This window comes from Rapidithrix thailandica, assembly GCF_039710355.1.
Lineage (GTDB): Bacteria > Bacteroidota > Bacteroidia > Cytophagales > Flammeovirgaceae > Rapidithrix > Rapidithrix thailandica.
Genome location: NZ_JBDKWZ010000020.1, coordinates 16857 through 30591, shown reverse-complemented (window position 1 = coordinate 30591; position 13735 = coordinate 16857). Strand labels below are relative to the sequence as shown.

The following is a 13735-nucleotide window of genomic DNA, read 5'->3' as shown; positions in this document are numbered from 1 at the left end:
TATTTACTAATCATTCATGTGGGATTATCTGTATTATACATTATTATTGATATGATAAGTAATAAATTAATTAAAATGTCACTTAGCAAACTTCTTCTTACCATCACCCTAACCTTGTCATTGATAAGCCAAATACATTCTGCCGAATTGATTGTTCATGGGATCTACCGGGGGGCTAACCTTTACATTCAAAATCCCCATGACGGAGAGGGGAATTATTGCATCTCGGAAATTTATCTGAATGGCACCTCTTTGAACAATGTGCCAACCTCTACCGCTTTTAACCTGGATCTCTCTCAATTTGAAGAAGGAGAAGCGTTGGAAATCAGAATTGTACACGGTGATTTTTGCGCGCCTAAGATAATCAACCCCAATGCGATTCTCCCCAGGGAGGAATTTAAATTTTTATCCATCCAAAAACATGGAGAAGAGGTAAGCTGGATTGCCCAAGGTGAAAAAAAATATGGGAAGTATTTCATTATGAAGTATGAACATAATAATTGGCAAGTCGAACGGGCCGTGAGCTGTAAGGGGGAGCAAGGAATGCAGGAGTATAGCGTATCCGTTAGACAGCATTCGGGAGTTAACCGCTATAAAATAAAATATCTGGAAGTGACCGGGAAAATTATTCACTCTCCGGAAATAGAATTCGAATCAGGAATAGAAAAGGCAAGTTTTTATCCCAAAAGAGTTTCTTCCATCCTCAATTTTACCAGAGAAGTGAAATATGAAATTATGGATATTTATGGGAAAGTGCTGAAATCAGGTATCGCGTCCCGGGTAGATTGTGGGGACCTGGAAAGCGGAACCTATTATGTGAGTTACGATAACATGACCAACCGGTTTTTGAAAAAGTAAACGATGCCATTGTGTTTGCATTCGAAAGATAGATTATAATACACGTCAATGATAGTACAAAGCTAAGGTGTCTTCTGATACCTTCGCTTTTTTGTTGCGGAACGCAGTACAGTGTGTGTGGTTATGCATTTCGGTGGATATGGTTTGTCTGTAAAAAATAATGGAAATATGTTGCCCAATCACAATTTGTTTTCTTTATCTTTCGGGTTATACATGCAAACAAGATGTATAATTCTTTCTCAACTAAACACTGAATTATGGCTGAATGGGTTACAGTAATTTCCCTGATACTTTTTGGCGTGTTTTTGATTATTGTGGAGGTGATTTTCATTCCCGGGACTACTTTTGTAGGTGTGATAGGTAGCATTAGCGCTATCATAGGAGTAGTATTGGGGTATCGCTATTTTGGCTCTGCCACAGGTACTTGGATAATGGTGAGTACCCTCACGGTATCCGGAACTGCGCTTTACTACAGTTTTAAATCCGGTGCCTGGGATAAACTGGCCTTAAAACAAGTCATAGAAAGTAAAGTGAACGAAGATGATGAAACTATCACGCTCGGAACCGAAGGCATTACCGTTTCCGCACTTCGCCCGATTGGCTCGGCAGAGTTTGACGATGAGGTGAGAGAAGTCAGAACCATGGGTAACTTCCTGGATGTGGGCACCAAAGTGAAAGTGGTAAGGGTGGAAGGACGCAAAATTTATGTAGAAGCAATAGTGAGTTAAGTACGAATGAGGGGGTAAGTAAAATGATGGCTTGATAAGGGCGGAGTCTGTTTTTCAAGACTGTACAAGAATGATTATAGATTAAAAACCAAAATTAAAATTCATAAAAATGTCATCAATGGAAGAAAAGCTAAAAGCTTTTGAGCGGTTGTTAAGAATAATGGATGATTTGAGAGAGAAATGCCCATGGGATAAAAAACAGACGATGGAGTCACTGCGGTATCTCACAATAGAAGAAACCTACGAACTTTCTGATGCCATCATTTCCAACGACTTGGAAGAAGTCAGGAAAGAATTGGGCGATTTGGTAATGCATATGGTTTTCTATTCAAAAATAGCTTCGGAAACCAATGATTTTGATATTAAAGATGTCTTGAATGGAGTCTGTGAGAAATTGATTTCCAGGCATCCGCATATTTATGGAGACGTGAAGGTGGATTCGGATGAGGATGTGAAACGAAACTGGGAATTAATCAAATTAAAAGAGAAGGGGAATAAGAATAAAACGATTTTAGGAGGGGTGCCTTCTTCTTTGCCGGCAATGGTGAAAGCTACCCGTATTCAAGAAAAAGTACGGGGGGTTGGTTTTGATTGGGAGGCAAAAGAGCAAGTTTGGGAAAAGGTGGAAGAAGAGATGGAGGAGTTTCAAGAGGAAATCAGGGTGGAAAAAGAAGGAAAACATGCCGTTGAGAAGGCCGAAGAGGAATTTGGCGATTTGTTGTTTTCTCTGATTAATTACGCCCGTTTTGTAGGGATAGACCCGGAAACAGCCTTGGAAAAAACCAATAAGAAATTTATCAAACGCTTTAACTACCTGGAGGAGCAATCCAAAAAAGACGGAAAGTCTTTTGAAGAAATGTCTCTGGCAGAAATGGACCAGTATTGGGAAGCAGCCAAAAAATTATAAAATGTATTTTGTAAATGTTAAAAAGCCCAAGTGCTTGAATCTGTTCAAGCACTTGGGCTTTTTATTTAATGGCAATTCTCATTCAGCATTTGCTCACATTCTATGTCACCGTTTTGCAGGCCTTGCTCCCAACTTTCGCACGCTTCTTTGTTCTGAGTAAGTTGCTTGTGGGCCAAGCCTTTGTAATAATATATTTGCTCAGCATTGGGAGTAAGTGCCAAGGCCTTTTCAAATTGTTGTAAGGCCATTTGAACTTCTCCTTTTTTCAAATAATAAATCCCTAAATTGCGGTAAGTCCAAGAGTTGTTTTTGAGATAAAAAAGTGAGGTCTCCAAATCCTTTTTTGCTTCTTCCAGTTGATCCAATTTGATTTTAACAAACGCCAGGTTGTTCAAATAATAGGGGTGGGCCGGTTTGATGTTGACGGCTTTGCTCAGATAATCAAATGCCAATTGAAAATCTTTCTGTCGCATTTTTAGTAAGCCCATGTTGTTCAAAGCAAAGTCTTGCATAGGGTTTTGCTCCAGCGCTTTTTTGAAGAAAATTTCTGCGGAGTCCCATTGTTGCATATGATAATAAGCCGATCCCTTGTTGATAAAAGCTTCGGTATTGAGAGGCTTTAGCTCCAGTACTTTATTAAAATCCTTTAATGCCCGATCATTTTGTTGCAACTGAATAAAAACCGTTCCCCGGTTCATATACACATAAGCTGAGTCAGGGTAAGCTTTTAAGACTGTGTTAAGATCTTGAAGTGCATCCGTATAATGCCCTAGTTCAAAGTGGGCGTTGGCCCGGTTATAAAGGGCATCGGTAAAGGAAGAGTCCAGTGTGAGAGCCTGATTGTAATCTTCTATCGCTCCTGAGTAATCTTGTGTTTCGAACTTGGCAATTCCCCGGTTATTAAAGGCTTCCTTAAAGGTGCTATCTTCCCGTATAGCTTCTGAGAAGAAGTTTTTTGCCTTTTTAAACTCTTTTTTCTCCAGGGCCATTTTACCTTTTTTGAAGAAGCGGATTGTACTGGATTTTCTTTCGCCTTCGGAAGAACAGGCGTTGAACAGGAGTATAAGTATCCATGCAGCCAGCAGGGATTGAATATATGGTCTTTTCATAGCATGTGTCAATATTAATTTGTCAAAATGGCTACTTCTCAAAATTTCAAATAAAAAACGGTTCGAATTTCTCAAATTCGAACCGTTTTCAAAAGTACTATCAAAACCAGATTTTAACAATCTTTTATAGGACACGGTATAGGTTTTCCGGGTTTGATCATTCTTTGTTTGGGTTTACAACTGAAGGTTGTAAGGAGTAAAATACTCAGAGAAAAAATTAACACTGTAAGTCTTTTCATTTTGATTGTTCGATCGTTTGAAAATCAGCATTCCGTTGAGAAATCTTGCTGATGGTTGCATTATAATTGGGCTCCCAAGGAGAAGGGGGCGTAGTATGACAAGCACTCATACTTGCTATAAACCCAACTAATAAGACCATGCCAATTATTTGTTTTATACCTTTCTTTTTCATAGCACTGGAATTTAAAATAAAAATGGTTTTAGTATTATCAATGCAAAAACGACACTTTTGCGGAGAATTGTGTAGTTAAAAAAACTGTTTAATCTATCGTTGGTGAGATATAAGGTTAATCAAAGTGATTGTTTCAATATTCTCATTTATTTAACGGGGTATTTACGGAAATATTTTTTGGATAAAAGTCATGATGAAATTCTGTTTACAGGTTAATATATTGATATTCAATCGCTTGTGCTCTTGTTGATTTTCGTCATATTGTAAGGTTGACCTTTGTCATATTTTAAGCTGAGTAGTCAATTGTATTTTTACGCGAGAAAATAGGGTACAAAAGAGAGGCTTAGCTTTGGGAAGGTTACAGGTATCTTCGTAAAGCGGTGAAAATCTTAACAGACTTAGACGTGAAGGTATGGAATAGAGACGAAATTCGTATCTTTGCCCCTATTATTTGGATGTGGGGTATGTTAGCTGGCATATTACATATTTTTGATTTTTAAAATACATACTCTAAGCCATTACAGAGATTACTTGTGAATTCCGATCATAAGTCAAATTTTTATTAATAAAAATGGCGAACAGGCTATCTTTTGGCTATTGAACAAAGATGTTTAGTCCTGATTCATCTTATTTTAAGCAAAAAAGATATTCAACAGGTTAGATTTATGGAATTATATAATCGAGTAAACCGGGAAGTACTAAAGCAGAAACTACAACTAAGTGACGAAAAGAGGGTAACCATCTCTTTTTACCAATATTGGAACCTTAATAATCCTCAATTATTTAGAGATCATCTTTACCTGAAGTTTTCTGAAGTGGGGGTATATGGAAGAATATATGTTGCCAAAGAAGGAATCAATGCGCAAATCAGTGTTCCGGAAAATAACCTGGAACAATTTAAACAGTATTTGGCAGAAATTACTTTTTTGAACGGGATTCGCTTGAATGTGGCGGTGGACGATGATGGAAAATCTTTTTACAAGCTTAAAATTAAAGTCAAAGAGAAGATTTTAGCCGATGGGTTGAATGACGAAAGCTTTGATGTGACCAACAAAGGAAAACATTTGAGTGCGGAGGAATTTAACCAATTGACAGACCAGGATGATACGGTGTTGGTGGATATGCGAAATCATTATGAGACGGAAGTAGGGCATTTTGAAAATGCCATTTGCCCGGATGTGGATACGTTCCGAGACTCATTGCCTATTGTAGAGGAAATTTTGGAAGGTCAAAAAGATAAAAATCTGGTGATGTATTGTACGGGGGGGATTCGTTGTGAGAAAGCCAGTGCCTATTTCAAACACAAAGGCTTTGAGAACGTATACCAGTTGGAAGGAGGGATCATTAAGTATGCACAAGATATCTCTAAAAAGGGGCTTAAAAATAAATTCAAAGGAAAGAACTTTGTATTTGACGAGCGCTTAGGCGAACGTATTTCCGAAGAGATCATCAGTAAATGCCATCAATGCGGAAAACCTTGTGATGATCATACAAACTGTAAAAACGAAGCCTGTAATTTACTTTTCTTGCAGTGTGAGGAATGTGCGGAGAAGTATGAGAATTGTTGCTCGAAAGAATGTCAGGAGGTTATTCATTTGTCTGAAGAAAAACAAAAAGAACTCAGAAAGCAACAAGACAGCGGGATACGCATTTTTTCGAAAGGCAGATTTAAGAAGAGTTCATCAGGATTAGAAAAAATAAAATAAACAATCACTACCCGGATAAATTTTCCGGGTTTTTTTATGCCCACCTCTTTCTTTGCGCTTGAATTGATAAAGTATACAAGCGCTCTTATTATTTTAGCTTTTCAATACTACTTTGTAAGTCGGGCCTTTGAGAGCCTGTTTGTCTAGAATGCTGTCCGTGTAGTACTTTTAATTGAAAACGAAAATATGCAAATGGAAAAACAAATCTTGAAAGGAAATATTAATCATTCTGTATGTCGCTGGTGTTATGAAGATATTTCTTTGGACGAGCTATGCCTGGCAGCAAAAGAAATAGGGTTGAAATCAGTGGAATTACTTCATCCACACGAATGGGAGGTGGCTTTTAAGCACGGGCTTGAGTGTGCCTTGTCGTTTGGCAGTCCGCTTGGAATCCCCGAAGGGTTTAACAATCCTGCCCATCATGCCCGGCTATGGAATGATTATGAAGAGTTACTCCCCAAAGCCGCTGAAGCCGGAATAAAAAATGTGATTTGTTTTTCAGGAGAGCGCAAAGGCATAAGTGATGAAAAGGGCTTGGACAATTGTGCAATTGGTTTGGAACCGGTTGTAAAACTTGCGGAAAAATATCAAGTCAACTTGGTGATGGAGCTTTTGAACAGTAAAGTTGACCATCCCGATTATCAATGCGATCATACCGCCTGGGGAGTCGCACTTTGTGATAAAGTCGGGTCTGAAAATTTTAAACTCCTCTATGATATTTATCATATGCAGATAATGGAAGGAGATGTAATTGCGACTATTCAAAAGTATCATCCTTACATTGCTCATTATCATACAGGAGGTGTGCCAGGGCGTAACGAGGTTGATGATACTCAAGAGTTAAATTATCCCGCCATTATGAAAGCAATCGTAGCAAGTGGTTATAAAGGCTATGTAGGCCAGGAATTTATCCCTCGAGGAGAAGGTCCGCTAGCTTCACTGAAAGCTGGAGTGATGATTTGTGATGTATAGGTTCTCGAACAAAGACCATCATGTGAACTTACGTTTGGGTGTAGTAAAGTACAACTTTGCTACACCAAATTTTTACTTCAACACACAAAATATTCAGTTCACTCTGAAGGGTTTTTTACTTTCCGGAAAGTTCTGCTTAATTGTATAAAAGAAGCTGTAATTGTGTGATATACTTATATTTTATGCTGTAGTAGTGTATGTTTACTTAAGTTAAATAAATAACCGGTGAGCCATAGTATGATGACATATAATACCTATTGGAAAGGCTTGGTGTTGACAATTGCTTTGTGTTTGATGATGTTTTGCAGGAATTCTCTTCAAGCACAAAACTATAGCAATTATCAAGAGCAGCAGGGTGAGGTGGTATATAAAATACAAAATCCTTTCTATACGATAGAATTGAGGCACAAAGGAAAAGTAAAGTTTTCGGCAGATGGTACTGCCATCGAAAATATAGAACCAGGGGGGTACCTGAAATTCAGTAAAAGTACTTTTGGTAACAAACGGACGATACACTTAATCGGGAGAGAGGGTGGCTATCAGGAAAAATTGTATTTTGTAGGCAAAAAGAAGGAAAAATGGCATCCGGAAGGGGAGAACTATTTGAAAAGTTCTTTAGAAGAGATCTTTAGAATTTCAGGAATTGGCGCTGACACAAAAGTATGGAATCTGTATCAAAAAGGGGGAGCCCAATCGGTTTTACAAGAAATTTCCAAAATTGATAATTCCCGGGTCAAAAGTTTATATTTCAGTGCTTTGTTGGGGATTCCGCAACTTACCTCAAATGAAATCAATACGGTATGTGTACGTATTGGAAAAGAACTGGAAAGTGAAACGGAAAAAGGAAGGCTATTCCGGGAGAGTGCCCGCACCTTTTTAGCCGGTGACCCTACGGCAAAAACATATTTTTTTGAAATGGCTAAGATTGCCTCTTCGAACGAAAAAGCAGAGGCGCTGTATCATATATTGCAAAAACATCAACTTTCGGAAAAACAGTTACTCTATTTATTTGCAACAATCCGGACGATTGATTCAAGCGTGGAAAAGAGAAGAGTGTTAAGTGGGATAGACCGGCAAAAGATTTTTAACAATGCCCAAGTAGTAAATGCTTACTTTGCAACCTTAAAGAGCATTGATAGCAATTTTGAGTTGAGCCAATGTTTGCAATACCTCCTGAAAGTAAAGAATCAAAATCCTCAAGTAATATTAGGCGTGTTGTCCGGATGTCAGGAGATCTCCTCCAGTTATGAGAAAGCCAGAGTTTTAAAACAAGTTATTCCCTATCTAAACACCGGGGAACAGGTAACCAATGAATATTTTAAAACTGTCATATCGGTGTCCAGTTCCCATGAAAAAGGAGAGGTTTTACGAAAGTTTATTCATTCGGAAAAACTTACTTTTCAAAACCAACTTGCTTTTTATAAGGCTGTTAGCAGTATTAGCAGTTCGTATGAAAAAGGTTCAGTGTTGAGAGAAGTCATCAACCGGTATCCGGCTTCAAAGATTCAACTAGCCGGTTTTTTTGATGTCGTGGCTGAATTAACGTCCAATGTGGAGAAAGGTGGGCTGTTGAGAGCTCTATCCCAAAAAGAAAAATTATCAGAGGTTGCCATATTGGGAATTCTGGAGCTTGTGCCCGGAATTTCCTCTTCGCTTGAAAAAGCGGAAGTCTTATTGGCTTTATGTAAGCATATAGATATGGAGCATAAAAATACACTGGCAGCTTATCAAAAAGCTGCCAGTACAATTTCTTCAAGTATGGAGTTTCGTAGAGTGATGGATGCACTTTATAAAGAGTAACATGAAAAACTGGTTTGGTATTATGTGTTAAATAAATGTCGAGCTTTAAGGATTTGTATAGTATAAATAACGCAAAGTTTGATACCTGAAAAGAGCTATTTAATTTAACTAGTCAATGCTTTTTATATTGTCAAATGTTTATTAATTTGCTATTGTGTTGTTTATTTGATTAACATTATTGGATTGATACAGGACTTCTCATTTGATCAGCGTTAAAATTCATTTTACATTATTCAATTTTTTACCTACCCATGAATCAACCTGGACCACAGTACTTACTGCAAACTGCTGCCGGGGTATTTTTCTTTATTTACCTATTTTATGGGGAATATGGAAGTGTACCTTCGGTAACTGTTGATTGGGAAGGGTATCTGATGTCGGTGCTGATTGGAAATGGGGTAGGGGAAAGCATGTCTTTCTTAAGTAAAGTCCTCACCCGGTGGATACCTTGGAAAAAGCAGATGTTCTTACGCCTGATTAGTGGTGTTTTGGTTCATACATGTGCAACTTTAGCTATTTCCGGTGTAGCTATTTATAGCTACTTTGCCTTTTTAAAAGGGAATATGGGGGGAATATTAGATCACTATGAAACAGCATCCATTAAGTGGATACTATTGACATTAATTGTTGCTTTTATCTATTCGGTGATTGATTTTACATTGTATTCGTATCATCAATATGCCGTAGCGCAAATAGAAGCGGAACGCTTAAAAAGAAAGCAGCTGGAATTACAATTTGAAGCTCTAAAAGGTCAGCTTAGCCCTCATTATTTATTTAATTCGTTAAATACCATTTCTTCTCTTTTGTACAAAGATATTTATTTGGCTGAGAGTTTTATCCGGAAGCTGGCCCAAACGTATCAGTATATATTGACAACCAATAAAAACAAGTTGGTTTCTTTGGAAGAAGAAGTGGATTTTGTGAAAGCGTATTACTTTTTATTAAAAGTGAGATTTGAAGACGCATTTGAATTGAAAATAAATTTGCCTGAGGAAATAGTTACCACTCAGTTGCCGCCATTAACCTTGCAAATGCTGGTGGAAAACGCCGTCAAACACAATGTGATTTCAGACGAATGGCCTTTAAAAGTATGCATTGAGCATAAAGTCGGTAGAGGAATTGTGGTATCAAATAATATCACGGAAAAAGCGAAAGAGGTAACATCGTTTGCCGTAGGTTTGGATAATATCAAAAAGAGATACCAATACTTTACCCATGAGCAAATTTCGGTTCACAACCAGGACGATTATCAAGTGACACTTCCTATTATTCGAAGTGACAACGGGTTATCTATTTACCACTAAAGTACAATATCCAATGCAGCGTTATTTTATTGATAATCCCACTTTCCGGTTATTAGCCCCTCCTGTGTATGGTACTTTGGTGTATATCCAGGTATTGCTTGCATTTGACTCAGCGGGGGAGTTGCTTGAAAATTATTTTAGTCAGGAACAACTTCTTTGTATTTTATTGACTTTTTTGGTATTTGAGTTGAACCGTTTGATTATCAAAATACTGCAGCAGAAGTCGCATGTATGGAAAGGTAGACTTAGAAAGCAGATTATTTCCCAACTTTTTTTTAGCCTCTTATCAACTGCCTTACTAGTCTCGTCAATTTTGTCTTTATATTTCAGTCAATTGGTTGGCTTGTCTGTCTTTACAGTTGAGTTATTGATTTTTAACTTGATATTTACTATTACTTCGGTGTTGTATAATTTGCTGTACATTAGTGTTTTGTATTTGGGAAAAGAGAATGAAACCAAATTGCGGGAAGAGCAGGAATTAAAGCAGAAGATAGAACATGAGTTGCACCGGTTTAAGAATGAAATCAATCCGGACTTTTTTTATACCAGTATGGAATCATTAATTTCATTGCTTCATAAAGACCTTGATTTGGCAGACGAATTTATTGGAAAACTGGCGGCTGTCTATCGCTATGTTTTGAGCAATAGGCAAACAGAGTTGGTAGAAATTAATAAAGAATTGAGCATTGTCAATGAATTTCTAAATTTGTTGAATCACAAATACCAAAACGCTATTTCCTTGAAAGTGCAAGGGAAAGGTCAATATTGGAAACAGGTGAAAGTCATTCCTGGTACTTTGATTTCATTGATTGAATGTATTGTAGAAACGACTATTGTAAATACCATTCAACCGTTAGTGATTGAATTGTATAGGGATTCGGATAATTACTTTGTAATGGAAACCCCTTTAAATGACCGTTTGCACTTGGTTGTAGAACGAAAAGCATGCATCAATGAATTACAACGGGCTTATTCTTTATACTCAAATGAGCCTATCGTAAAAATGAAGGCGTATGATAAATTGTTGATTAAAATTCCGGAAATTAAGTTGATAGAAGAGGATAATCTTACTACAAAATGAATGTACTGATAATTGAAGATGAAAAACCTGCTGCTGAAAAATTAGAACGCTTATTGTTAAAATACGATGATTCCATCGTCATCCAAGCAAACTTAGCCAGCGTCAAGGCCGCCGTTAACTGGCTGGAGGAAAAGGAAGATATTTTAGATCTGATTTTTATGGATATTCAATTGACGGATGGATTGAGCTTTGAAATTTTTAAACAAATTGAAATTCAAAAACCCATTATCTTCACTACCGCATTTGATGAATATGCATTGGAGGCATTTCGGGTAAACAGTATTGATTATCTGTTGAAACCAATTTCTTTTCAGTCCTTAAGCGACAGTATGAAGAAATTAGAGAATATCCGTCATGAGTTAAGTAGGAGGGAGGAGGTACAAAGTCCATCCTTGGAAAAGCTATTAGAAGCTTTTAATCAACCTAAATATACCGAGCGGTTTTTGGTGAAACTGGGGGATCATATTCACTCTATTTCCACAAACCAAGTAATCTGTTTTTATGCAGAAGGGAGAAATACTTTCTTGATTACTACAGGGCAGCGCAAATATATATTAGATCATAAGTTAGAAAGTCTGGAAGAGATGTTAGACCCCAAGGTATTTTTCAGGGTCAGTAGGAGTTTTATTTTACATATAGAGAGAATCACGGATGTAATGATCTATTCAAATAGCAGATTGCGAGTATTTGTTGATTATGATTTGGATAGAGAAATTATTGTAAGTAGAGAAAAGGTCCAAGCATTTAAGAAGTGGTTTGGAGGGATGTAAAAAAAGCGGCCTGTAATTATTTAATTACAGGCCGCTTTTTTTATTTAGGACTATTCAAAACTGCTTTGTTTTCCACATATCCACCTTTTTGAATAACCTCTTTTAGCTCTTTGTCCAACACTTCAAATTTGGATTGGTTACTGATAAATTCAGGTACGATTTCCTTCATATAGCGAACGACTTTAAAATCATCCCTGGCATTTACCGATTGAATAAGTTGATTGATTTTTCGTTTGACCTCTTCAAATTCATATTCCCGGACAATACCCGCCATAATTTTTGGATGGTGTGTAGGGATGGTATTTTCGTCATTATTTAAAAGCTCTTCATACAGCTTTTCTCCTTCCCTTAGCCCCACGTACTCAATTTTGATATCTTTATCCAGCTTCAAGCCTGAAAGCTTGATTAAGCGTTTTGCCAAGTCTACAATTTTGACCGGTTTCCCCATGTCAAATAAGTAAATTTCTCCACCTTTTCCCATACTACCTGCTTCCAAGACTAGCTGACATGCTTCCGGAATAGTCATAAAAAAGCGAGTAATTTCAGGGTGAGTCACCGTGATAGGTCCACCTGCTTCAATTTGCTTGGTAAATCTGGGAACTACCGATCCGTTGGAGCCCAATACATTACCGAAACGGGTAGTGACAAAGCGAGTGTGACCACTTTCAGAGAAAAATTTATCCAACGATTGTGTATAAATTTCGGCGATCCGTTTGGTAGCCCCCATAACGTTAGTTGGGTTGACTGCCTTGTCAGTAGAAACCATCACAAATTTTTGTGCCTGGTATTTAATAGCTAAATCAGCTACATTTTTTACGCCCAATACATTCACTTTCACTGACTCTACAGGGTGACGTTCCATCATCGGAACGTGTTTATAGGCTGCAGCGTGAAAAATCACATCAGGTTGATATTCATGGAACATGGCTTCCAATCGTTCTTTGTCCCTAATATCTGCGACAATTGGAGTAATTTTATTTCCTGTATTCTTTTCTTCTAGTTCGATATGTAAGTCAACCAACGGAGATTCAGCCTGATCCAGAGCTAATAGCTCTTTAGGAGAATATTTAATGATCTGGCGACACATTTCACTACCAATAGAGCCCGCAGCCCCTGTAACCAAGATAACTTTATTATTAAGCTCTTTGGATATATTATCCACGTTGAGTTGGATAGGGTCTCTGTGGAGTAAATCCTCAATTTTCACATTGCGAATTTGATTTACCTGTAACTCCCCATCAAGCCATTTTTCCACAGGAGGAACTTGCATTACTTCTATCCCGGCTTCCAGACACTGGTCTATAAATTCATTTTTACGATCAAGCGAAAGTTTTTCAATGGCAATAATGACCTTGTGGATATTGTATTTTTTGATAGCTTTTGAGAGGTAGACTTTGGGGTTGTATACAGATACTCCATCCAATGACTTTCGGTTTACCATAGCATTGTCATCAAAAAAAGCAACAATTTTTTGTTGGCTTCCTTTGTGTGCCTCAATAGTTCTTTTGGTGATATGACCACAATATCCCGCTCCAAAAATTGCTACATTAACCGACTTGTTTTTGTATATCCTGTGCCGATAGCCAAAGACGATCCGCATGATGATACGGTATGCTACCAAGTGAAACAGACTAAGTACATAGTCAATGATCAAAATGGATTTGGAAAAGAAGATATTTTCAGGGAAGAAAGTTAGAAGGCTTAATAATAAAGCAACCCCTGAACTGGCAGAAAGTGCATAAAAAACTCTTTTTACATCTTGTTCCCCAGTAAACCGGATGATTCCCGAATAGGTTTTAAAATACTTAAAAGCAATGAGTTTTAAAACCATTAAAATCGCAAATCCACCAAGGTTTTCTTCGAAAGAAAAGCCTTGAGGAAGAGAAAAGTTAAATCGTAAGAGAGTAGCTCCAAAATAAGCTACGGTACAAAAAAATAGGTCCAGTAATACAATCAGTATTCGTGTGGCATAGGCAATACTGAAATAGTTTTTTTGGCTCATGTTTTATGTAGTCAGGTAATTTTCACTCAAAAATAGTGGTTAGTCTCAGGCTTGACAAGTGTATGAATTACAATTGGTAAGTTAAA

The 13735-nt window shown here is 37.5% G+C and carries 12 protein-coding genes; 9 read left to right on the top strand and 3 right to left on the bottom strand.

The genetic code is table 11. From position 1 onward, the window contains the following. Positions 1-75: 75 nt before the first annotated feature. The 3 genes from AAG747_RS24775 (at position 76) to mazG (ending at position 2493) form a co-directional block, all read left to right on the top strand. Entirely contained in the window at positions 76-858 is a 783-nt protein-coding gene (locus tag AAG747_RS24775; RefSeq protein ID WP_346823944.1) for a hypothetical protein, read from the top strand. A 257-nt stretch (positions 859-1115) separates the two neighbouring features. Continuing rightward, positions 1116-1586 carry an NfeD family protein gene (locus AAG747_RS24770; protein ID WP_346823943.1) on the top strand — a complete coding sequence of 157 codons (471 nt, stop codon included), beginning with the start codon at positions 1116-1118 and terminating at the stop codon, positions 1584-1586. A 109-nt stretch (positions 1587-1695) separates the two neighbouring features. Continuing rightward, positions 1696-2493, top strand: a complete 798-nt coding sequence (gene mazG / locus AAG747_RS24765) for a nucleoside triphosphate pyrophosphohydrolase (protein WP_346823942.1) — start codon at positions 1696-1698, stop codon at positions 2491-2493. A 65-nt stretch (positions 2494-2558) separates the two neighbouring features. On the opposite strand, the gene AAG747_RS24760 is transcribed toward mazG, so the two are convergent. Both AAG747_RS24760 and AAG747_RS24755 read right to left on the bottom strand, forming a co-directional pair. Beyond that, positions 2559-3602: a tetratricopeptide repeat protein gene (locus tag AAG747_RS24760; RefSeq protein WP_346823941.1), complete on the bottom strand. Its 1044-nt coding sequence runs from the start codon at positions 3600-3602 to the stop codon at positions 2559-2561. A 235-nt stretch (positions 3603-3837) separates the two neighbouring features. Next, positions 3838-3981: a hypothetical protein gene (locus AAG747_RS24755; protein ID WP_346823940.1), complete on the bottom strand. Its 144-nt coding sequence runs from the start codon at positions 3979-3981 to the stop codon at positions 3838-3840. A 698-nt stretch (positions 3982-4679) separates the two neighbouring features. Here AAG747_RS24755 and trhO point away from each other — a divergent pair. The 6 genes from trhO (at position 4680) to AAG747_RS24725 (ending at position 11647) form a co-directional block, all read left to right on the top strand. Continuing rightward, positions 4680-5720, top strand: coding sequence for an oxygen-dependent tRNA uridine(34) hydroxylase TrhO (trhO, locus tag AAG747_RS24750; protein WP_346823939.1), 1041 nt, complete (start codon positions 4680-4682; stop codon positions 5718-5720). A gap of 192 nt (positions 5721-5912) precedes the next feature. Next, positions 5913-6692, top strand: a complete 780-nt coding sequence (locus AAG747_RS24745; RefSeq protein WP_346823938.1) for a hydroxypyruvate isomerase family protein — start codon at positions 5913-5915, stop codon at positions 6690-6692. Between the two features lie 237 nt (positions 6693-6929). After that, on the top strand, positions 6930-8492 hold the full coding sequence (locus AAG747_RS24740; protein ID WP_346823937.1) for a hypothetical protein: 1563 nt from the start codon (positions 6930-6932) through the stop codon (positions 8490-8492). Between the two features lie 251 nt (positions 8493-8743). After that, entirely contained in the window at positions 8744-9796 is a 1053-nt protein-coding gene (locus tag AAG747_RS24735; RefSeq protein ID WP_346823936.1) for a sensor histidine kinase, read from the top strand. 13 nt (positions 9797-9809) lie between these two features. Further along, entirely contained in the window at positions 9810-10877 is a 1068-nt protein-coding gene (locus AAG747_RS24730; RefSeq protein WP_346823935.1) for a histidine kinase, read from the top strand. After that, positions 10874-11647, top strand: coding sequence for a LytR/AlgR family response regulator transcription factor (locus tag AAG747_RS24725; RefSeq protein ID WP_346823934.1), 774 nt, complete (start codon positions 10874-10876; stop codon positions 11645-11647). Before AAG747_RS24730 ends, AAG747_RS24725 begins: the two co-directional genes overlap by 4 nt. A gap of 40 nt (positions 11648-11687) precedes the next feature. Here the strand turns inward: AAG747_RS24725 and AAG747_RS24720 are convergent, their stop codons facing one another. Next, on the bottom strand, positions 11688-13649 hold the full coding sequence (locus AAG747_RS24720; protein ID WP_346823933.1) for a polysaccharide biosynthesis protein: 1962 nt from the start codon (positions 13647-13649) through the stop codon (positions 11688-11690). Positions 13650-13735 lie beyond the last annotated feature (86 nt).

Bases quoted from the DNA above. Each gene is read 5' to 3' on its own strand.
- AAG747_RS24775 (WP_346823944.1), top strand. From the start codon at position 76: ATGTCACTTAGCAAACTTCTTCTTACCATCACCCTAACCTTGTCATTG.
- AAG747_RS24770 (WP_346823943.1), top strand. From the start codon at position 1,116: ATGGCTGAATGGGTTACAGTAATTTCCCTGATACTTTTTGGCGTGTTT.
- mazG (WP_346823942.1), top strand. From the start codon at position 1,696: ATGTCATCAATGGAAGAAAAGCTAAAAGCTTTTGAGCGGTTGTTAAGA.
- AAG747_RS24760 (WP_346823941.1), bottom strand. From the start codon at position 3,602: ATGAAAAGACCATATATTCAATCCCTGCTGGCTGCATGGATACTTATA.
- AAG747_RS24755 (WP_346823940.1), bottom strand. From the start codon at position 3,981: ATGGTCTTATTAGTTGGGTTTATAGCAAGTATGAGTGCTTGTCATACT.
- trhO (WP_346823939.1), top strand. From the start codon at position 4,680: ATGGAATTATATAATCGAGTAAACCGGGAAGTACTAAAGCAGAAACTA.
- AAG747_RS24745 (WP_346823938.1), top strand. From the start codon at position 5,913: ATGGAAAAACAAATCTTGAAAGGAAATATTAATCATTCTGTATGTCGC.
- AAG747_RS24740 (WP_346823937.1), top strand. From the start codon at position 6,930: ATGATGACATATAATACCTATTGGAAAGGCTTGGTGTTGACAATTGCT.
- AAG747_RS24735 (WP_346823936.1), top strand. From the start codon at position 8,744: ATGAATCAACCTGGACCACAGTACTTACTGCAAACTGCTGCCGGGGTA.
- AAG747_RS24730 (WP_346823935.1), top strand. From the start codon at position 9,810: ATGCAGCGTTATTTTATTGATAATCCCACTTTCCGGTTATTAGCCCCT.
- AAG747_RS24725 (WP_346823934.1), top strand. From the start codon at position 10,874: ATGAATGTACTGATAATTGAAGATGAAAAACCTGCTGCTGAAAAATTA.
- AAG747_RS24720 (WP_346823933.1), bottom strand. From the start codon at position 13,649: ATGAGCCAAAAAAACTATTTCAGTATTGCCTATGCCACACGAATACTG.